The sequence below is a fragment of the Caulobacter sp. FV2ye17ST genome (assembly GCF_058680955.1).
The window spans coordinates 920045-937505 of record NZ_CM178727.1; the positions used below are offsets into that span (position 1 = coordinate 920045).

The window sequence follows — 17461 nt, forward strand, 5'->3', positions numbered from 1 at the left end:
GTTCAGGCCTCCCAGCCCTTGTCGACGGCCCAGACCGCGAAGGCGTAGTCCAGGGCGATCTCCTTGAGGAAGTCGAACCGGCCCGAGGCTCCGCCATGGCCGGCGTCCATGTTGATCTTCAAGAGGACGGGCTTGCCGCTGGTCGAGGCCGGCCGCAGCTTGGCCGCCCACTTCTCGGGCTCCCAGTAGGTGACGCGCGGGTCCGACAGGCCGCCCGTGGCCAGCACCGCCGGATAGGGCTTGGCCTCGACATTGTCATAGGGGCTGTAGCTGGCGATGTAGTCATAGGCCGCCGCGTCCTCCAGCGGATTGCCCCATTCGGGCCATTCGGGCGGGGTCAGCGGCAGGGTGACGTCGCTCATGGTGTTGACCACGTCGACGAACGGCACCGCCGCGATGATCCCGGCGAACAGGTCGGGCCGCATGTTGGTGATCGCCCCCATCAGCAGACCGCCGGCCGAGCCGCCATAGGCCACCGTGTTGGCGGGCTTGCCATAGCCGGCCCCATGCAGATGTTCGGCGCAGGCGATGAAGTCGGTGAAGGTGTTCTTCTTCTTGTCCTTCTTGCCGTCCAGGAACCAGCTCCAGCCCTTTTCCGAGCCGCCGCGCGGGCAGGCCGTGGCCCAGATCCAGCCGCGGTCGACCAGGCTGAAATTGCGGATCGAGAAGCTGGCCTCCATCGAGACGCCGTAGCTGCCGTAGCCGTACAGCAGCAGCGGGGCCGAGCCGTCCAGCTTTGTTCCCTTCTTCATCAGGATGAAGATCGGCACTTCGGCGCCATCTGACGCCCTGGCGTTGAGGCGGCGGGTTTCATACTGGCTGGGATCGTGGCCCGAGGGGATTTCCTGGGTCTTGCGCAGGGTCCGCTCGCGCGTCGCCATGTCATAGTCGAACCACTGCCGGGGCGTGGTCATCGAGTTGTAGACGAAGCGCACCGTGGCGGTGTCGTACTCGTAGCCGCCCTCCAGGCTCAGCGCATAGGCCGCCTCGTCGAAGTCGACGACGTGCTCTTGGCCCGCTTTCGCTGTGATGACGATGCGGTTGACCGCGTCCACCTTTTCCAGCCGCGCGAAGTGGTTCTTGAAGGCGATCATGCCCACGATCAGGGCGCCGGGCTTGTGAGCGACCCAGTCCTTCCAGTGGGCCTTGCCGGGCGTGGCCTCGGGCGCGGTGACCAGCTTCCAGTCGACGGCGCCGTCGGCGTTGGTGCGGATCACGAAGTGGTCGTTCCAGTGGTCCAGCTCGTAGCGCAGGCCCACCTGGCGCGGCTCGACCACCGCGGGCTTGGCGGTCGGGTCGCTGGCCGGGATCAGCAGGGTCTCGCTGGTCTCCTGGTTGCCGCAGCTGATGACGATGAACTTCTCCGACGATACCGTGCCGACGCCGATGAAGAAGCCTTCGTCGGGCTCGTCATAGATCAGCACGTCGTCCTTGGCGCCGCCGCGCGCCGGGCGGCGGTGGATGCGGGCGGGGCGGCCGTTGTCGTCCCGGAAAGTCCAGAACAGCCACTGGCTGTCGGGCGAGAAGCAGAAGTCGCCGGTGGTGCTTTCGACCGGGCTCTCCAGCACCGCGCCGGTGGCCAGGTCCTTGACGTGGATGCGATAGACTTCCGAGCCCTGCTCATCGACCGCGAAGGCGTAGAGCTTGTGGTCGGGCGAATGGCTGGCGGCGCCGACCTGATAGAAGGCCTTGCCCTTGCTCTCGGCCTCTTCGTCCAGAAGGATCTGCTCTGCGCCGCCGCCCTTGGGCTTGCGGGCGTGGATCGGGTGCTGCGCGCCGGCCTCGAAGCGGGTGTAGTATTCCCACCGGCCGTCGGGGGCGGGGACGGAGGCGTCATCCTGCTTGATGCGGCCCTTCATCTCCTCGAACATCGCCGTCTGCAGCGCCTCGGTCGAGGCCAGCATGGCCTTGGTGTAGGCGTTCTCGGCGGTCAGGTGTTCCTTGACGTCGGCCTTGATCAGCGACGGGTCGCGCAGGACCTTCTGCCAGTTGTCGTCCTTCATCCACGCATAGTCGTCGGTCCGAACCCGGCCCAGCTGCTCGATGCGCTTGGGCTCCTTCTTGGCGACGGGCGGGACGGGGCTAGCGGCTTTGGAAGCGGACATGGAAATTCCGGGAATGAAAACTGGACTGGAAGTAAGCACGGCGGCCGCGCTCGTCATCATCTGACGTCGGTTCATGATGCTTATTTCCCCCACCAACTCGTAAACGATCTCTGCGTCAGATCGCCAGCTTGCGGGCCATGCCCCGTCTGGTCAAACTGATCTGGCGAAGCGCGCCGATGTGCGCCGAGCGGGGGTAGTAAAAGAGTAGGGGCGACGATGGTTTACGACCTGTCCGTCGATCTGATCCAGGCGACGGTCCAGCTTGAGCAGCCGCTCAAGGACGGCTCGCGAACGGTCGGCACCGGCTTCCTGATCGCCGACACCGACCCCGACGGCAAACCCCGCACCATCCTGATCACCGCCGCTCACGTCTTCGACCGCATGCCGTCGTTCTCGGCCAAGATCGGCTATCGCCTCCAGGCCAGTGACGGCGTCTGGCGCTACGACCCCCAGACCCTGAAGATCCGCGACGGCGACCATCCCCTGTGGGTCAAGCACGCGGGCCGCGATGTCGCCGCCCTCGTGGTCGAGGCGCCGCCGGAATTCGCCAAGGCGGCGATCCCGCTCGCCTGGCTGGCCAAGGACGACACCTTCAGCCAGTACAAGCTGGGTCCCGGCGACGAGATGATGGCCCTGGGTTTTCCGCGCGGCCTGTCGGCCAATCCGGCCGGCTTTCCCATTCTGCGGTCGGGCCGGGTGGCCTCGTATCCGCTGGCCCCGGCCACGGCCTTTCCGACCTTCCTGATGGATTTCTCGGTGTTCCCCGGCAATTCGGGCGGCCCGGTATTCATGGCCGAAGGCGCGCGCCGCCGGCCGGGCGCGACGGAGTCGCAGGAAGTGCAGTTCATCGCCGGCATCCTGACCCAGCAGGTCGAGCTGTCGGGCGAGCGGCTGGAAATCGGCATCGTCACCCACGCCAAATACATCCGCGAGACCATCGCTCTGCTCGACAGGCCGTCGATCCTGACCGTGGCCGCGAAGTCCACCGGGATCGAACCGATGGTCCAGGGCGCGACAGCCGCCTCGGCCGCGGTCTCGGCCGCCGCCATGGGCGTGGGGCGTTAGCGGAAGCCTCGGAACTTCACGTCCGCGGGCCCGTTCTTGTGGTGACATTCACCCCAACAGGAGCACAGCCATGAGCACCAATCGTGTTGAAGGCGCTATCGACAAGGGCGTCGGCGCAACCAAGGAAGCCGTCGGCAAGGCCACCGGCAATGAACGCCTCGAGGGCGAAGGCATGGCCCAGAAGGCCAAGGGCGACGTCCAGAACAAGGTCGGCCAGGCCCAGGACAAGATCGGCGACGCCATCAAGAAGTAAGGTCTGGTTCCGACCTGACTGACGAGCGGCCTCGGGAGCGATCCCGGGGCCGTTTTTCGTTTGCGGTGTGGGGTTGATTACGCCGGAGGTAATGGCGCGTCGGCCAGGCTCGACCTAGCCTGCGCTGATGACCACCACCGTCCCCACCATCGGCGAGCGGCTGCGCGACTGGCGCCAGAAGCGTCGGCTCAGTCAACTGGACCTCGCCTGCGAGGCCGAGATCTCGACGCGGCACCTGTCGTTCCTGGAGACCGGTCGGGCCGCGCCCAGTCGCGATATGGTGCTACGTCTGGCCGAGGGATTGGGCGTGCCGCTGCGCGAGCGCAACGCCCTGCTGCTGGCCGCGGGCTTCGCGCCGGTCTTTCCCGAGCGGTCTCTGGATGATCCGGGGCTGGAGGCCGCGAAGGTCGCCATCGACGCGCTGCTGGAAGCTCACATGCCGTTTCCGGCCCTGGCCATCGATCGGCGCTGGACCCTGCTGACCCACAACGCGTCGGTGGGGCTGTTGATGGACGGTGTCGATCCCGGGCTGCTGCAAGGACCCGTCAATGTGCTGCGGCTGAGCCTGCATCCGGACGGCGTCGCGCCCCGCATCGCCAATCTGGCTGAACTGCGCGGCCACATCCTGTCGCGTCTGCGCCGTGAGCTGGCCGACACGGGTGACGCCGGGCTGGCCGACCTGATCCGGGAACTGTCGGCCTATCCCGGCGGCGAGGCCCATCCGCGGGGCGGCGAGGGCATGATCGCCACGCCGCTGAGGCTGATGACGCCGCAGGGCGAGCTGTCGTTCCTCACCACCACCATGACCTTCAGCGGGCCGCTGGACGTCACGGTGTCGGAGCTGACGATCGAGACCTTCCTGCCCGCCGATCCCGCCACGGCCGCCGCACTGCATGCGATGCGCCAGGGCTAGAAGACCGCAGTCATTGACCTAGTCCGCATGCTCATAGGTCGCGGCATAATCGACCGGAAAGCTCACCGAGCGGGCGATGAAGCAGACCTTGTGGATCTCGTGGTGGATCGCCTCGGCCCGCGCGAGGTCCGCGCCCTGTTCGACAATGATATGGGGTTTCAGCGTGGCGCGAAGGAAACGGCCGGCCCCGTCCGGCGTGCTCTCGCCGACTCCGACCGGCGCATCGCGATAGCCGCGCACGACGATCCCCGCGCTGGACGCCAGATGCAGATACCAGAGCATGTGGCAGGCGCTGAGCGAAGACAGCAACAGGTCCTCGGGATTGTGCAGGGTTGGGTCGCCTCCCAGCAACGGGTCGTTGGAACAGGCGACCACCGGCTTGCCCGGGGTGCGGATTTCCCAGGTGCGGTCGTAGCCGCGATAGGTTCGGGTGCCCTGGCCGCGGTCGCCGGTCCATTCGACGAGGCTGGTGTAGTCGTGCTGCTTGGTCATGGTTCAGCGCTCCCTCGGCGGGACGGCCTTGAGCCGCGCGGTCATGGCGGCGATCTCGCCACCGCTCCAGCGGGTATGCCTGCGCGATTCGCTGGCCGGATGAAAGCCAAGGCCCAGCGACAGCGCCGGCGCGCGGTAGGCGTGTTTAGGGCGGACAGGGCGCGGCGACAGGCCGCCGCCGCAGGTCGGGCAAACATTCTCGAGGACGCGGTTGGCGCAGTCCGAGCAGTAGGTGCATTCGTAGCTGCAGATCAGGGCGTCCCCGGAGTCCGGTGGCAGATCCCGATCACAGAGTTCGCAGTTGGGACGCAGTTCGAGCATGAAAAATCCCCTGGCGGCGGCCCCGCCCGATATCGCGGGCGGCCGCCAAGGGAAATGACGTTTAAGCCTCGATTTCGGCCAAGCTCAGGGTCAGCCGTAGATGATCGAGATGGTCTCGGCCACGCAGGCGGGGCGCTCCTCGCCTTCGATCTCGATGGTGCATTCGTTCTTCATCTGCAGGCCGCCGGACTTGGCCTCGGCGCTCAGCAGCTTCTGACGCATGCGCACGCGCTTGCCGACCCGGACCATGCCGGTGAAGCGGACCTTGTCGCAGCCATAGTTGATGCCGCGCGTCACGCCGGTGACCCGCAGAATGCCGGCGCCCAGCAGCGGGATCAGTGACAGGGTCAGATAGCCGTGGGCAATGGGGCCGCCGATCTCCCTGGTGGCGCGTTCGACATCGACATGGATCCACTGGTGGTCGCCGGTGGCTTCGGCGAACTGGTTGACCCGCTCCTGGCTGATCTCGACCCAGTCCGAAACACCGATTTCCTGGCCGACCAGGCTGGTGACATCCGCATAGGCGACTTCACGCATCGCTTGCTCCCTTCAAACAGTTGTTTTGAAAGTCGTAGCGGCCCGCGCGGCGGCTGTCACGCGTCGAGCGCGACCCGGGCGGTCTGTGGCAACAGGCTGACGGCCTCATCCAGCAGCTTGCGCCACGCCTCGCCCCGTCCGCGCGCCTCGGCATAGGCCTCGCGCAGGGCGAAGGGATCGTCGGCCGAGAGGGCGTGGATCAGTTGCGTGGCCTGGACGCGATCCTTGAGACCCTTCTCCGGATTGACCTTGCGGTCACGGCTGACGATCAGCTTGTGAACGGCATACCGCGCGGGAGCCGGCGTGTTCACGAGGACGCCGCCGCCATACAGCACTGCCGTCTCGACAGGGTCACGCAGCAGGAAGTCCATATAGGGCAGGGGCACGGCGTCACTGCCCAGTGTGGGCAGATAGGACGGCGCGTCCCGCGGAGCCCCGCGATTTGTGGTCAGGACATCGACCCGATAGCGTTCGCCCAGCGAGTAGCTGGTCGTCTTCCTGGCGTCGAACGCATAGCTGACCGGCGCGAAGCGCGGATCAAGGTCGCGCAACAGTTCCAGCAGGGGCTTGTCCAGCGTGTCGTCCAGGTTGGAGGCTATCCCGAAGTCCTGGGCGATATCCAGATCCATGGTCGCCAGGCTGGAGATCGGCAACCGAACGCCCAGATGGGCCGAATAGGTCTGGAAGGCCACCGTGCCGATCAGCATGGCGCGCAGGCGAAAGGCGCCGGCCTGCGCCAGAGCCTGGGTGATCTCGGCGCTGGTGCGGTCAGGGCGGGGCGCGCCGGACGCGATGATCGCCGCGACCAGCCGACGACGGTCGTCCACATCGGCGCGATGCTCGCCATGACGGGCGATGCGTTCACGCAGGGCTTCATTGTCGGGACCGACATAGACCTGCCGCCGACTGCGCGCGCCGCCTGTCGGCATCTGGACGTACCAGTAGAGCCGCCCCTTCACGGTCTTCGAGGTGAAGGTCGAGCCAGACGGATACTCGCCAAACCGCGCCAGACGCAGCCGCTCCATCAGCTCCGCGTAGCTGGTGTGGGCTGAAAGGGGCAGGCGCTCGATCATGAGGGCAAGTTATACGCAAATCTCAAATCTGCGTATAACTTTCCGACAGGCCGTCTTCAGGCGATCCGCTTCCCGCCATCGGCCCAGTACGCATCCCGGATCAGCCGCTTGTAGAGCTTGCCGGTCGCATGGCGGGGCAGTTCCTGCATGAAGTCGATCCGGCGGGGTGACTTCACGTGGCTGAGATTGGCGCGGGCGAAGGCCATCAGTTCGTCGGCGAGGTCAGAGTGATCCTCGGTCCAGGCCAGGGGCTGGATCACCGCCACGACCTTTTCGCCCATCTCGTCGCACGGCGCGCCCACCACGGCGGCGTCGGCCACCTTGGGGTGGGTGATCAGCAGGTTCTCGATCTCCTGCGGATAGATGTTCACCCCGCCGCTGATGATCATGAAGCTCTTGCGGTCGGTGAGGTAGAGATAGCCCTCCTCGTCGACCCAGCCCACGTCGCCCAGGGTGGTCCAGCCGTGCTGGTTGTAGCTCTCGGCGGTCTTTTCCGGGGCGTTGTGATAGGCGACCGCCGGGCCGTTGGCGAAATAGACCGCGCCCTCGGTGCGCGGCGGAACGGGATTGCCGTCCTCGTCGCAGATGCGCAGCTCCCCCAGCACGGCCTGGCCGACGCTGCCCTTGTGGGTCAGCCAGTTCTGCGAATTGATCCAGCAGAAGCCGTTGCCTTCCGTGCCGGCGTAGTATTCGAAGATCACCGGACCCCACCAGGCGATCATCTGTTCCTTGACCGGGACCGGGCAGGGCGCGGCGGCGTGGACGGCCGACTTCATCGACGAGACGTCGTACTTGGCGCGCGTCTCTTCGGGCAGTTTCAGCATCCGCACGAAGTGGGTCGGCACAAACTGGCCGCAGGTGACCTTGTACTTTTCGATCAAGGCCAGCGCCGTCTCGGGATCGAACTTCTCCATCACGATCACCGTGCCGCCCAGCTTGTGCACGCTCATGCACCAGCGCAGCGGGGCTGCGTGATAGAGCGGGGCGGGGGACAGATAGACGCTGTCGCCACTGAAGCCGAACAGGCCCTGGGCCATCATCTGCAGGGCGTTGGGCGCGTCGATCGGCCCGCCGTTCAGGGCCGGCTTGACGCCCTTGGGTCGACCGGTGGTGCCCGACGAATACAGCATGTCCGACCCCGCGCTCTCGTCGCTGATCGGCGTGTCGGGCATGGCCGCGCGGGCCGCCTCGAAGTCGGCATAGGCGCCGTGGACGCCGCCCACCGCATAGAGCCTAAGGCCCGGAACCAGGGCGGGTATCTCGTCGATCAACGCGCCCATGGCCGTCGAGGTGATGAACACCTTGGCCCCGCAGTCCTGCAGAATGTACTGGGTCTCGGCCGCCGTCAGCTTGGTCGAGACGCACACATAATAGAGCCCGGCCCGTTGGGCGGCCCAGGTGATCTCGAAGAAGCGGGCGTTGTTGTCCATCAGGATGGCGATGACGTCGCCGGCCTGCAGGCCCAGCGACCGGAACAGCTGGGCGCCCTGGTTCGAGCGCGCGTCCAGCTGGCCATAGGTCACGACCTCGCCCGAACCGGCCATGATGTAGGCGGGCTTTTGCGGTTGCGTCTGGGCGTGGAGAAAGGGGTGCATGGGATGGAGTTTCCTTAAGCCGCGACCGGGGTCTTGGCGTCCTGCAGGATCATGGCCGCGCCCTTTTCGCCGATCATGATGGTGGGGGCGTTGGTGTTGCCCGAGACCAGGCGCGGCATCACCGAGGCGTCGACCACCCTCAGGCCGTCCACGCCGCGTACGCGCAGCTGGGCGTCGACCACGGCCATCGGCCCTGTCCCCATCGCGCAGGTGCCGACCGGGTGATACAGGGTCGAGCCCGAGGCGCGGGCGTATTCCAGCAGCATCTCATCGGTTTCGAAGCCCGGACCCGGGTTCATCTCGTGGTCCACATATTTGGCGATGGCCGGCTGGGAGCCGATCTTGCGCGCCCATTTCAGGCCGGCGATGGCGACTTCCTGGTCCAGCGGATCGGACAGGTAGTTGGCGAAGATCGCCGGATAGTCCGACGGATCGGCCGACTTGATGCGGATCCAGCCCCGGCTTTCCGGACGCAGCTGGCAGGGGGCGATGGTCATGCCCGGCGCGTCTTCCAGCTCCATCTTCTGCTCGTTGAACAGTTTCTCCAGATCCATCGTGGCTGGCAGGATGTGGAACTGGATGTCGGGTCCCGCGAGGTCCGGGCGGGATTTGCAGAACGCCGCGACGTGGGCCGCCGACAGGGTCAGCAGACCCTTGCGGAACAGCACATATTTCAGGGCCTCGGCGGCCAGCGGACCGCCCTTGCTCATAGCGTTGATCGACGGAGCGCCGGCTTTCAGGCGATAGCGAACGCCGGTCAGATAGTGATCCTGCAGGTTCTCGCCGACGCCGGGCGCGTTGGAGATCACCGCGATCCCATGCTGGCGCAGCAGCTCGCCGTTGCCGATGCCCGACAGTTGCAGCAGCTGCGGCGAGTTCACCGCCCCGCCTGCCAGGATCACCTCGGCGCGCGCCGTCGCCGTGCGCTTGACGCCGTTCTGGACGAACTCAACGCCGGCCGCGCGCTTGCCTTCGAAGATCACCCGGCTGGCCAGGGCGTTGGTTTCGACCCGCAGGTTGGCGCGCTTCATGGCCGGATGCAGATAGGCGACCGCGGCCGAGCAGCGCGCGCCGTTCTTCTGGGTCACCTGGTACCAGGTGACGCCTTCCTGATCCTGGCCGTTCAGGTCGTCATAGCGGGGGATGCCGGCCTGGTCGCAGGCGTCGATCAGGGCCTCGGAAATGACATTGCCGTCGCGCATGTCCGAGACGTTGAGCGGACCGCCCGTGGCGTGCAGGTCGCAGGCGCCGCGTTCCTGGTTCTGCGACTTGCGGAACCAGGGCAGGACGTCATCCCAGGCCCAGCCCTCGCAGCCCAGCTGCCGCCAGCCATCATAGTCGGCCTGCTGGCCGCGCACATACAGCATGGCGTTGATCGAGGACGAGCCGCCCAGCACCTTGCCGCGCGGCCACACATGCTGGCGCCCGCCGGTGCCGGGGTCGGGCTCGGTGGTGTACAGCCAGTTGACCTTGGGATCCTTCAGGGTCTGGGCGTAGCCGACCGGGATGTGGATCATCAGGTTGGAGGCGAACTGCGACAGGTTCTTGGTCGGCCGGTCATCGCCGCCGGCTTCCAGCAGCAGCACCTTGAAGCGACCGTTTTCCGACAGCCGCGCGGCCAGCACGCAGCCCGCTGAACCGGCTCCGACGACGATATAGTCCGCCTCGATGATCGCGCTCATCGCTTCCTCCCTGAGCGCGCTTGGGCGCGCTCCATTTTCTTGTTTCGATCCCTCCATTCAGGAGGGCTCGGGGCCGTCTGCTTGTGTCCGCATGATCGACGTTCACTCACCATGCGCGGGTCTGGACTGAACGCAAAGCCTCACCTTGCGTCAGTTGCCGTCGCGGCGCCGTTGGCGCGCCATGTTTAACCGCTATCTTTGGCTCGAAGAACAATGTTCCCGGGAGAATGTGCGTGGATCTGATCAGCCAGACAGTGGTGGACGGCAAGGCCGGCCCGGGAGCGGAAACCACCTATCCGACCCTGCCGGACGTGGACCTCGCCGACATCTTCCGCTTCTCCAAGGGTCAGCCCTTCGCCGACTACGCCCGGATGCGCGTCGAGGCGCCAGTGATGTGGCACCCCGAGCCCTATGGCGGCCCCGGCTTCTGGGCGGTGACGCGCCATGAGGACGTGATGGCGGTCAACGGCGACCCTGCCACCTATTCCTCGCAGCGCGGCGGCATCCTGATGGCCATGGGCCCGCCCGACCGCCGTCACGCCCTGCTGTTCCGGGCGTCGATGGACACGATGATCAACATGGACGCGCCGCATCACCTGCAGCTGCGTCGCGAGCACATGCCCTATTTCACCCCGTCCTATCTGCGCGGCATCACCGAGGCCGTGAAGGGCGAGGTCACCCGACTGCTGGACGCCATGGAGCCGCTGCTGGAAGGCGGGGCGACCATCGACATGGTCGAGCATTTCTCCAGCGTGCTGCCGCTCTTCACCCTGTGCGAGATCCTGGGCGTGCCGCCCGAGGATCGCCCCCGGTTCCTGAAGTGGATGCACTATCTGGAGCGCGCCCAGGACCTGGCCGTGCAGCAGGCCGCCGCCCCGATCACCCCGACGCTGGAGCTCATGCAGTTCGTCATGGACTTCAACAACAACGTCGAGGAGATGTTCGACTACGGCCGGATGATGCTGCTCAAGCGGCGCGAGGATCCCAAGGAAGACCTGCTGACCGCCATTGCCCGGGCCCAGGTCGACGGCGCCCTGCTGGCCGATGAGTATCTCGATGGCTCCTGGCTGCTGATCGTTTTCGCGGGCAATGACACCACCCGCAACACCCTGTCGGGCGCGATGAAGCTGCTGACCGAGTTCCCGGACCAGAAGCAGCTGCTGATCGACAATCCGGGCCTGCTGGGCGGCGCGGTCGACGAGTTCATCCGCATGGTCAGCCCGGTGATCTACATGCGCCGCACGGCGACGGCCGATGTCGAGCTGAACGGCCAGATGATCCGCGAAGGCGAGAAGGTCATCATGTATTACGGCGCGGCCAATCGCGATCCGGAGGTGTTCCCCGATCCCGACCAACTGGACGTGCGCCGTCCCAACGCCGGCAAGCACATCGCCTTCGGCTATGGCCCCCACACCTGCATCGGCAAGCGCGTGGCCCAGATCCAGCTGGAGGAAGCCTATCGCCAGATCCTGGCCCGCTTCCCGGACCTGAAGGCGACCGGCGAGATCGAGATCGCGCCCAACAACTTTGTGCATGCGATCAGCAAGCTGATGGTCAAGCGGGGCTGAAGTCAGGCGCCGCGAAGCTCTACCATTGATCGTCTGCTTTCCCCTCGTTGACCGTTGCGTGCAACGGGGGGAAAGTAACCTCTTCCTGGCGGCGGACGCCGCCGGTCTCCGTAGCGGAAGAGGAGCGGTCGATATGCGTTCAGGGCTTCATGGTGTGCTGGCGGTCGTGGTTCTTGCGGCGTCTTCCAACGCCTTCGCCGGTGAGGCGACAGATCAGCGGGGAGAGCGCAGCCTGGCGAGGGTGATCGAAGGTCGCGAGGCCGGTCGCCCCGTCGACTGCATTGATGCGCGCAGCGTCGTCGCGACGGATATCGTCGACAAGACCGCGCTCGTCTATCGGACGCCCAGCGGCCAGCTCTATGTGAACCGGCCCCAGGCCGGCGCAAAGGTCCTGACGCGAGACATGGTCACCCGGCATGGGCCCAGCGCCCAGCTGTGCAAGCAGGACTCTCTCGCCGTGTTCTGGGCCGCCGGGTGGTCACAGAGGCGTCCGGTCGCCTATGTCGGCCTGGGCGAGTTCGTGCCCTACAGCAAATTCCAGCGGTGACATCGCGGGCGGCCTGACCGCCCGCCCGTCACTCGCGCCAATGGCCCAGCGGGCGTTGTAGAGACCTGACGGTCGACAGCCGTCAGATCGAGCGATCGCGCCCAACACCTTCGTGCATGCGATCAGCAAGCTGAGGGTCAAGCGGGGGCAGAGCACAGCCCCTCCGGATAGCGTCGCGCCATCCGGAGGGGAGCGATGCTAGACGGCCGCCGGCTTGGCGAACTGGCCAGCGCGCCAGGCCATCCAGGTGACGCCCAGGCCGATGGTGGTGCAGACCACCAGGGCCGGCAGCGAGGCCTCGGGGCCAAAGGCGCCGCCGGTCAGCCATTCGGGGAAACCCGGGCGCGCCGTGCTTGACGCCATCGCCGGGCCGAAATCACCTCCCGACACGGCGGCGCCGAACACATAGCCCTGGGTGAAGTTCCAGGCCGCGTGCACGCCGATCGACATCCAGACCCGACCCGTCAGCGCATAGAAGGCGCCCAGCATGATCCCGGCCTCCAGCGCGATGGCGATCGCCGCGAACACGGTCGCGTTCGGATTGGGAAGGTGGCCAAAGCCGAACAGGGCGGCGGAGATCGCGAAGGCCACCCAGGGGCCGAACGCCCGCCAGGTCAGGCGCAGCAGGATGGCGCGGATCATGATCTCCTCGACCACGCCGGACTGAACGGCCTTGCCGATGGCGATCCAGGCGGGCGCGGCGCCGAGCGACCGGATGTCATAGAGTCCGAACGCGGCCATGACGGCCATCACGGTGGCGAACATCGCCGCGCCGATCAGCAGGCCCAAGCCCAGTTGCGGCAGGGCGGGCCGCCAGGCGATCTCGGACGGCCAGCGTCCCTCGGCCAGTCGCACCGCCAGGGCGTAGACCCCCAGCCCCACCAGCACCGCCACGATATTGGCCGCCAGCTGCGCCGCGCCGGACGTCTTGGGCAAGGCCTTGCCCAGGGCTTCGCCCGTCGACAGCGACGTCAGGGCGATCAGGAAGAACAGCGCCACGGCCCAGCCGAGGGCCCTGAGCCAGCGCAGCGGTCCGGGGTGCAGGAACCGACGCTCGCCCAGCTCGAGGGGATGGGTCCAGCGTGTCATATCGATCTTCATGATGTCGGGTACTCAAGGGTAAGCGTGCTTGAAGGGGGAGGCGAGGCGTGGTTCGGCGCGGAAAGCGTCTGTGCCTGCGCCAGGATTCGCTGGCTGAACGGCTGGTGGCTCAGGGCGGTGATCGCTTCCCGGATGACCCCGGACAGCGGGGCCGAAAGCTCGGCGTCCAGGGCGTCGGCGGCGGCGTTGACTGCGGCCCACTGGCGTTGAAGGGCCGGGACCATGGCCTGCGCCTTGGGCGTCAGGGCCACGATGCGCTCGCGGGCGTCGGCGCCCGGCTTCAGCTCGACCAGGTCGTCCTTGCCCATCTGCGCGACCGTCTGGCTGACGGCCGAATGGCTGATGCCGATCTTCAGCGCCAGCGCCTTGATCGACGCCGGCCCCAGGCTCATCAGGCCTCGCAGAACCGGCGTGTAGCGCGGTCGCCAGGCCAGGCCGGCGGTGGTGTAGGCCGCCTGCACGTCGCCATCCAGCAGTTCGATCAGGTGGTGCAGCAGGGTGCCCAGCGTGGGTGAAGGCGATGACATCCGTGATGATGTATAAGCACTGTTATATATCGTCAAGGCGCGATCGGGCGTGTCGCGCGCAAGTCTGGGGAGAAGGAGCGTTGCCCCCAATTCATACGCATGTTTGACTGCGTGAAAATCAGGAGGAACACCCATGTCGCAGCCCACCTTCGAGACCCTGCTCTATGACGTCGAGGACGGGATCGCGACGATCACCCTGAACCGGCCCGAGCGGATGAACGCCTTCACCGCCCGGATGATGAAGGACCTGATCGAGGTGTTCGACGTCACCGACGCCGATGACGCGGTGAAGGTGGTGATCGTCACCGGAGCGGGTAGGGCATTCTGCGCCGGGGCCGACCTGGGCGCCGGCGGGGCCACCTTCGACCGCACCTCGCCCCAGGCGCTGGAGCGGGAAGAGGGCAAGGTCGGCGATATCTATCGCGACGGCGGCGGCCGCTGCACCCTGCGCATGTATGACAGCCTGAAGCCGATCATCGCCGCCGTGAACGGCGCGGCCGTGGGCGTGGGCGTGACCATGCAACTGCCGATGGACATCCGCCTGGCCTCGACCGACGCCAAGTTCGGCTTCGTGTTCGCCCGGCGCGGCATCAATCCCGAGGCCGCCTCGTCCTGGTTCCTGCCGCGCCTGGTCGGCATGCAGACGGCGCTGGAGTGGTGCTATACCGGCCGGGTGTTCGGCGCGCAGGAAGCGCTGGATCGCGGCCTCGTCCGCTCGCTGCACGCGCCCGAAGACCTGCTGCCCGCCGCCCGGGCCCTGGCCCGCGAGATCGCGGACAACAGCGCGCCGGTCTCTATCGCCCTGACCCGCCAGCTGCTGTGGCGCATGGCCGGCGCCGACCATCCGATGGAGGCCCACAAGGCCGACAGCCGGGCCATCCAGGCGCGCGGCGCCGCCGCCGACGCCAAGGAGGGGGTGACCTCGTTCCTGGAGAAGCGCACCCCGGTCTATCCGGACAAGGTCTCGACCGACCTGCCCGATATCTGGCCCAAATGGGGTCCGCATCCCTTTAGCTGACGCAGTTTGGTCGCGGTTCGGCGTCATCGTGGCGCGCACGCCGAACCGCCCTGCTCATCGGACGTTAATGAGGTTCTGATCAGGTCGGCATGACGGCTGATTTGACCGTCAGGATCACCATGAGCGAACCCGCGCCCATCGCCCCGTTTCCGCAAGCCGAGGCTCCCAGGCCCCCGGCGCGCTCGCGCGCGGCGCTGCTCAAGCGCCTGGCCGACGTGGTCTGTCTGCCCGCCAGCCGGGTCAACGCCTTTGAACGGGCCATGACCGCCGACCTGCTGGTCGAGATGCTGCGCGACGCGGTCACCGAGGAGCGCGAGAAGGTCGCGCGCCGCCTGGCCAATCTGGTCGAGATGCCGGGCACCCTGATCCGCCTTATCCTGCGCGACGAGATCTCTGTGGCTCGCGCGCTGCTGGAAAACTCCCCGACGCTGGGCGACGCCGACCTGATCGATTGCGCCCGCAACGCGACCACCGAGCATCGCCGGATGATCGCCCAGCGCCGCGGCGTGGGCGAGATGGTCGCCGACGCCCTGGTCGAGGCCGGCGAGGCGTCGGTCGTCGAGGTGCTGCTGCGCAACGAGCTGGTGAAGTTCGGCCATCACACCGTCGAGACGGTGGTGGCCATGTCGCGCGACAATCCGCGCCTGATCCCGCTGCTGCTGCGCCGGGCCGAGCTGCGGCCCAGCCATGCCTATGTGATGTTCTGGTGGGCCGACGCCGACGCTCGCAAGCTGATCCTGCAGCGCTTCGCCGTCTCGCGGGAGATCCTGCAGGACGCGGTCGGCGACCTCTTCGCCCTGGCCTCGGAAGAGGGCTGGCAGGACCCGATGTCGCGCAAGGCCCTGCAGTTCATCGAGCGTCGCCAGCGCAACCGCGCCGCCATCGCCAAGAGCCCGTTCGACAGTCTCGACGACGCCGTCGCCGCCGCCCAGACCGGCATGACCCGCGACGTGGCCGAAGAGATCTCCTACCTCTCGGGCCTCAAGCCGATGACTGGCGCCAAGATCTTCACCGATCCGGGCGGCGAGCCGCTGGCGATCCTGTGCAAGGCCACCGGCCTGCCGCGCACGGCGATCAAGGCCCTGTGGCGCGGCCTGCGCCGCCCCGAGGTCGACTCGACCGGCGCCATGGTTCCAGCGCTGGAGCGGGTGATGGCGGTGTTCGACATGATCGCCGTCGATCGCGCCCAGACCGTGCTGCGCTACTGGAACTGGTCGCTGTCCTCGGCCCTTACGCCGGCCCTGCTGAAGGCGATCCGCGAGGGTGACGAGGCGGCCGTGGACGAATATTCGGTGCCCCAGCGTGCGGCAATGCTAGCGCTATCACGCGACTTTGGTCGTTAACTCAAATATCATTGAACGCATTCGCCCAATTGTTGCCGCGCATTGAGGAGCTCAACCCCAATGCGCCGTCGCGACAGAGGCATTGGTGTGTATTGTTCATTTCCGGATATTGCCGTGGGCGGCTATTGTCGATATTCACGCGACAACTGATTTCGGAATCAGAAAAGAACAAGCAAATCGTGGTGGGTTAGATCATATGGACGACCAATCGGACCTCCTCGACATGACGGCGGGCATCGTCTCGGCCTATGTCGGCAACAACACCGTGACGGCAACCGATGTCCCGGCGCTGATCCGGCAGGTTCACGACGCCCTGGCGGCGATCGGCGGTCCCGCCGAGGCGCTGCCCGCCGCGCCCAAGGAGCCGGCGGTGCCGGTCCGGCGCTCGATCGCGCCCGACCACCTCGTGTGCTTGGAGGACGGCCGCAAGTTCAAGTCGCTCAAGCGCCACCTGCGCACCAAGTACGACATGAGTCCCGAAGAGTACCGGGCCAAGTGGAACCTGCCCAAGGACTACCCGATGGTCGCGCCCAACTACGCCAAGGCGCGCTCGGAGCTCGCCAAGTCGATGGGCCTGGGTCAGGGCGGTCGCAAGCCGCCGCGCGGCGGCAAATAGCCGAGTCGGATCAAGCGCTTGCCGTCACGGCGGCGTGAAAATCATCGACGCCCGTTCTCCAGACCGGAGAGCGGGCGCTTCGCTTGTTGATTGACTCTTCACCGAAATCTTGGCTGGCGGCGCTGTTTTCGCTTGCCCGCGATTCGTTCCTTAAGCGATAGTGAATCGTCGTGATTCCAACGGCTTGTTAAGGAATCTGAAGATGAACGCGCAGTTGAGCGCATCGGCCTCGGCGGCCCGCGCTCACCAGGAGATGTTCGCCTACTGGGCGTCACTCCGACGGGGGGCAGCCCTCCCGGCGCGTGCGGATCTGAATCCGCTCGGCATCAAGCGCATGCTGCCGACCGTCAGCCTGATCGACGTGGTCAATGAGCCGCGCGACTATCGCCTGCGTCTCGCCGGCACGGGCCTCTACGGCGTGTATGGCCGCGAGATCACAGGCAAGGGCCTGTCGGAAGTCTACAACACCGCCGCCGGCGACTACTGGCGCAAGGAACTGGACAAGGTGGTCGACGGCCGCCGTCCGGGCGTCGGCGTTCACAGCATGGCCTGGCGCGGCGCGCCGCACATGTCGATCCTGTGGCTGCGCCTGCCGCTGGCCAGCAACGGCAAGGACGTCGACATGATCCTCGGCTATGACGCGGTCATCGGCTCGGCGTCGGATCATGGCTTCAGCGGCATCCGCGCGGCCTAGTCGCGGATCTG

General features: G+C 66.7%; 18 protein-coding genes. 9 read left to right on the forward strand and 9 right to left on the reverse strand.

Features of this window, described 5'->3' with window-relative positions:
• Positions 1–2: 2 nt before the first annotated feature.
• Entirely contained in the window at positions 3–2180 is a 2178-nt protein-coding gene (locus ACW17V_RS04470) for a S9 family peptidase (protein ID WP_492107678.1), read from the reverse strand.
• A 141-nt stretch (positions 2181–2321) separates the two neighbouring features.
• Between ACW17V_RS04470 and ACW17V_RS04475 the strand changes: the two genes are divergently transcribed.
• The 3 genes from ACW17V_RS04475 to ACW17V_RS04485 all read left to right on the forward strand — a co-directional run bounded on the left by ACW17V_RS04475 (position 2322) and on the right by ACW17V_RS04485 (position 4336).
• Positions 2322–3170, forward strand: a complete 849-nt coding sequence (locus tag ACW17V_RS04475; protein WP_492107679.1) for a trypsin-like serine peptidase — start codon at positions 2322–2324, stop codon at positions 3168–3170.
• Between the two features lie 70 nt (positions 3171–3240).
• Positions 3241–3423, forward strand: coding sequence for a CsbD family protein (locus ACW17V_RS04480; protein ID WP_492107680.1), 183 nt, complete (start codon positions 3241–3243; stop codon positions 3421–3423).
• A gap of 127 nt (positions 3424–3550) precedes the next feature.
• Entirely contained in the window at positions 3551–4336 is a 786-nt protein-coding gene (locus ACW17V_RS04485; protein ID WP_492107681.1) for a helix-turn-helix domain-containing protein, read from the forward strand.
• A gap of 18 nt (positions 4337–4354) precedes the next feature.
• Here the strand turns inward: ACW17V_RS04485 and ACW17V_RS04490 are convergent, their stop codons facing one another.
• From ACW17V_RS04490 to ACW17V_RS04515, 6 genes are all read right to left on the reverse strand, one after another.
• Positions 4355–4828 carry an OsmC family protein gene (locus tag ACW17V_RS04490; protein WP_492107682.1) on the reverse strand — a complete coding sequence of 158 codons (474 nt, stop codon included), beginning with the start codon at positions 4826–4828 and terminating at the stop codon, positions 4355–4357.
• A gap of 3 nt (positions 4829–4831) precedes the next feature.
• The gene (locus ACW17V_RS04495; protein WP_492107683.1) at positions 4832–5149 is read right to left on the reverse strand and encodes a DUF1272 domain-containing protein; all 318 of its coding nucleotides are present in this window, start codon (positions 5147–5149) and stop codon (positions 4832–4834) included.
• Between the two features lie 90 nt (positions 5150–5239).
• The gene (locus ACW17V_RS04500) at positions 5240–5686 is read right to left on the reverse strand and encodes a MaoC family dehydratase (RefSeq protein ID WP_492107684.1); all 447 of its coding nucleotides are present in this window, start codon (positions 5684–5686) and stop codon (positions 5240–5242) included.
• Between the two features lie 56 nt (positions 5687–5742).
• A complete protein-coding gene (locus ACW17V_RS04505; protein WP_492107685.1) occupies positions 5743–6759 on the reverse strand; it encodes a nucleotidyltransferase family protein in 1017 nt (338 codons plus the stop codon).
• Between the two features lie 56 nt (positions 6760–6815).
• Complete coding sequence (locus ACW17V_RS04510; protein WP_492107686.1) at positions 6816–8354, reverse strand: acyl-CoA synthetase; 1539 nt, start codon at positions 8352–8354, stop codon at positions 6816–6818.
• A gap of 14 nt (positions 8355–8368) precedes the next feature.
• The gene (locus tag ACW17V_RS04515; RefSeq protein ID WP_492107687.1) at positions 8369–10036 is read right to left on the reverse strand and encodes a GMC family oxidoreductase; all 1668 of its coding nucleotides are present in this window, start codon (positions 10034–10036) and stop codon (positions 8369–8371) included.
• A 233-nt stretch (positions 10037–10269) separates the two neighbouring features.
• Between ACW17V_RS04515 and ACW17V_RS04520 the strand changes: the two genes are divergently transcribed.
• Together ACW17V_RS04520 and ACW17V_RS04525 are read left to right on the forward strand one after the other, a co-directional pair.
• Positions 10270–11604, forward strand: a complete 1335-nt coding sequence (locus tag ACW17V_RS04520; RefSeq protein ID WP_492107688.1) for a cytochrome P450 — start codon at positions 10270–10272, stop codon at positions 11602–11604.
• A gap of 133 nt (positions 11605–11737) precedes the next feature.
• Positions 11738–12151: a hypothetical protein gene (locus ACW17V_RS04525; RefSeq protein WP_492107689.1), complete on the forward strand. Its 414-nt coding sequence runs from the start codon at positions 11738–11740 to the stop codon at positions 12149–12151.
• Positions 12152–12349: 198 nt separating this feature from the next.
• On the opposite strand, the gene ACW17V_RS04530 is transcribed toward ACW17V_RS04525, so the two are convergent.
• Positions 12350–13240, reverse strand: a complete 891-nt coding sequence (locus tag ACW17V_RS04530; protein WP_492107690.1) for a CPBP family intramembrane glutamic endopeptidase — start codon at positions 13238–13240, stop codon at positions 12350–12352.
• An 8-nt stretch (positions 13241–13248) separates the two neighbouring features.
• Positions 13249–13779: a MarR family winged helix-turn-helix transcriptional regulator gene (locus ACW17V_RS04535; protein WP_492107691.1), complete on the reverse strand. Its 531-nt coding sequence runs from the start codon at positions 13777–13779 to the stop codon at positions 13249–13251.
• Between the two features lie 133 nt (positions 13780–13912).
• Here ACW17V_RS04535 and ACW17V_RS04540 point away from each other — a divergent pair, with 133 nt between their 5' ends.
• From ACW17V_RS04540 to mopJ, 4 genes are all read left to right on the forward strand, one after another.
• Positions 13913–14797, forward strand: a complete 885-nt coding sequence (locus ACW17V_RS04540; protein WP_492107692.1) for a crotonase/enoyl-CoA hydratase family protein — start codon at positions 13913–13915, stop codon at positions 14795–14797.
• Between the two features lie 119 nt (positions 14798–14916).
• Positions 14917–16140 carry a DUF2336 domain-containing protein gene (locus ACW17V_RS04545; RefSeq protein ID WP_492107693.1) on the forward strand — a complete coding sequence of 408 codons (1224 nt, stop codon included), beginning with the start codon at positions 14917–14919 and terminating at the stop codon, positions 16138–16140.
• 196 nt (positions 16141–16336) lie between these two features.
• Positions 16337–16756 carry a Ros/MucR family transcriptional regulator gene (locus ACW17V_RS04550; protein WP_492107694.1) on the forward strand — a complete coding sequence of 140 codons (420 nt, stop codon included), beginning with the start codon at positions 16337–16339 and terminating at the stop codon, positions 16754–16756.
• A gap of 196 nt (positions 16757–16952) precedes the next feature.
• Complete coding sequence (gene mopJ, locus ACW17V_RS04555) at positions 16953–17450, forward strand: motility/cell cycle regulatory protein MopJ (RefSeq protein WP_492108734.1); 498 nt, start codon at positions 16953–16955, stop codon at positions 17448–17450.
• The last annotated feature ends 11 nt before the right edge of the window (positions 17451–17461 follow it).

Coding starts and splice junctions, on each gene's coding strand:
- ACW17V_RS04545 (WP_492107693.1), top strand. CDS start 14,917: ATGAGCGAACCCGCGCCCATCGCCCCGTTTCCGCAAGCCGAGGCTCCC.
- ACW17V_RS04495 (WP_492107683.1), bottom strand. CDS start 5,149: ATGCTCGAACTGCGTCCCAACTGCGAACTCTGTGATCGGGATCTGCCA.
- ACW17V_RS04490 (WP_492107682.1), bottom strand. CDS start 4,828: ATGACCAAGCAGCACGACTACACCAGCCTCGTCGAATGGACCGGCGAC.
- ACW17V_RS04470 (WP_492107678.1), bottom strand. CDS start 2,180: ATGAACCGACGTCAGATGATGACGAGCGCGGCCGCCGTGCTTACTTCC.
- ACW17V_RS04535 (WP_492107691.1), bottom strand. CDS start 13,779: ATGTCATCGCCTTCACCCACGCTGGGCACCCTGCTGCACCACCTGATC.
- ACW17V_RS04500 (WP_492107684.1), bottom strand. CDS start 5,686: ATGCGTGAAGTCGCCTATGCGGATGTCACCAGCCTGGTCGGCCAGGAA.
- ACW17V_RS04540 (WP_492107692.1), top strand. CDS start 13,913: ATGTCGCAGCCCACCTTCGAGACCCTGCTCTATGACGTCGAGGACGGG.
- ACW17V_RS04485 (WP_492107681.1), top strand. CDS start 3,551: ATGACCACCACCGTCCCCACCATCGGCGAGCGGCTGCGCGACTGGCGC.
- ACW17V_RS04530 (WP_492107690.1), bottom strand. CDS start 13,240: ATGACACGCTGGACCCATCCCCTCGAGCTGGGCGAGCGTCGGTTCCTG.
- ACW17V_RS04475 (WP_492107679.1), top strand. CDS start 2,322: ATGGTTTACGACCTGTCCGTCGATCTGATCCAGGCGACGGTCCAGCTT.
- ACW17V_RS04510 (WP_492107686.1), bottom strand. CDS start 8,354: ATGCACCCCTTTCTCCACGCCCAGACGCAACCGCAAAAGCCCGCCTAC.
- ACW17V_RS04480 (WP_492107680.1), top strand. CDS start 3,241: ATGAGCACCAATCGTGTTGAAGGCGCTATCGACAAGGGCGTCGGCGCA.
- ACW17V_RS04505 (WP_492107685.1), bottom strand. CDS start 6,759: ATGATCGAGCGCCTGCCCCTTTCAGCCCACACCAGCTACGCGGAGCTG.
- ACW17V_RS04515 (WP_492107687.1), bottom strand. CDS start 10,036: ATGAGCGCGATCATCGAGGCGGACTATATCGTCGTCGGAGCCGGTTCA.
- ACW17V_RS04550 (WP_492107694.1), top strand. CDS start 16,337: ATGGACGACCAATCGGACCTCCTCGACATGACGGCGGGCATCGTCTCG.
- ACW17V_RS04525 (WP_492107689.1), top strand. CDS start 11,738: ATGCGTTCAGGGCTTCATGGTGTGCTGGCGGTCGTGGTTCTTGCGGCG.